Below are 1447 nucleotides of genomic sequence, written 5' to 3' on the forward strand. Positions count from 1 at the left end.
TCCTCGCCAGCACCGGCATGACCCTCGAACCCGAACCACCGAGATAGCCCGAACCTCGGCCTTTCAACCTCTGTAGCCGCCGATCAATGTCCTCGACCAGGCGGCCGTTGATCTGCTGTGGCCCCGATCCGCTGGTGGTGGAACCCTACAGTGGTCCTGTGAGCTGGGAAACAAGCCTAGGAATCGCGGTGCCCTCGGCCGTCACGCTTATCGCCACTGTGCTCGGCTTTCGCCTGGCATTGAAACAGGAGCACGTGCGGTTCGCCCGAGGACAACGGACCGACCTCTACATCGACCTGTTGACCAGCGTGCGTCTGGACGTCCAGAAGGTCTGGCAGGAGGTGCATGATCCTCCTCGAACCGAATCCGCCAGCCGCCCAGAACTGACTGACGCAGAGCACGCGCTTAGAGCAAGGGTTGATCTATACGCGTCAACGCCGGTGCGCGAAATGTACGACACGTTCATCTCTTGGCGGGTTCGCGGCTACCAGAATGTGCAGGAGCGTGATTTCCACCTAACCGAAATGGCAGCGCTCGCCGGGCGGATGCGCGAACTGCTCCGCGTGGAGGTCGGAATCGAAGCACGTAATCGCGTCTGACGGAACAAGCAGCCATCAACTGGGGGTCTGCGGATTTGAGGGTGTTTCCGGCCTGACCGGCCGGGCGTTGTGCCAGGTGAGGAGGGTGCTGTGATTACTGCGGCACTGAACGATGTGACCCTGAGGAAGGTCAAGGCCGAGTTTTCGGCGGAGGCGAAGGTCGCCGCCGACCTGGTCCGGTTGGCCAAGGAGCAGGGCGCTGGTGGACTGACAGGACCCCGTATTCGCCTGGCGCGAGTTCGTACCTGCTCCAGTCTTCGTGGTGACTGATAGTCGTTATGCTTTGCGTCTGATAAGACCGCGACCGGTCGTCTTAACAAGAAATTCGTCCACCTGCTTCGCGGTGCACGCGGCGAGCCGCTGCACGAGGTCCAGGGATTTGACCGCCTCTCGCTTGTACACGCTTCCCGCAGGGGCCCGGCGGTGCGCGATCGAGCCACGCAGCGTTACGAATTCGTCCAGCTTCCTGCATGCCGTCTCGGGCTGGCAGCGGGGCCACGACCAGCTTTGGGTAATATCCGTGATGCCCAGATTTTCGCGGAAGAAGTCTCTAACTTGCCGGTGCTTCGGCGTGTTGAGCGATCGGTCCTCGTCGGAGACGATCATGCTTGCGCGCAGCTTGAGCTGATCTTTCCAACCTCCTCCGGCTATGGACCAAATTGCGAGATCGTCTTTCGCGCCGAGCAGACTCTTCTTCAATGTCTTCTTGATCTCGGTGGGCAGGTCAGCCGGGTTCTTCGTTCGGATTGCGATTCTTCGAAGCGACTCCGAGGCTAGTACGGCAGCCGCCGTTCGTGAGGTGACCTCGGGTCCCGCAGGAATGAGGACGGCCACCGCATGATCGTCTG

Annotated in this window: 2 protein-coding genes; one reads left to right on the forward strand and one right to left on the reverse strand. The window is 61.0% G+C overall.

Features of this window, described 5'->3' with window-relative positions; all coding sequences use genetic code 11:
- The first annotated feature begins 158 nt into the window (after nt 1-158).
- Complete coding sequence (locus tag ACLQ29_RS35335) at nt 159-599, forward strand: hypothetical protein (protein ID WP_425775695.1); 441 nt, start codon at nt 159-161, stop codon at nt 597-599.
- A gap of 276 nt (nt 600-875) precedes the next feature.
- Here the strand turns inward: ACLQ29_RS35335 and ACLQ29_RS35340 are convergent.
- Nucleotides 876-1447 (reverse strand): HEPN domain-containing protein (locus ACLQ29_RS35340; protein WP_425775696.1); only part of this gene is annotated, 572 nt, incomplete at its 5' end.

The sequence above is a fragment of the Micromonospora sp. DT228 genome (assembly GCF_049841595.1).
Taxonomy (GTDB): Bacteria; Actinomycetota; Actinomycetes; order Mycobacteriales; family Micromonosporaceae; genus Micromonospora.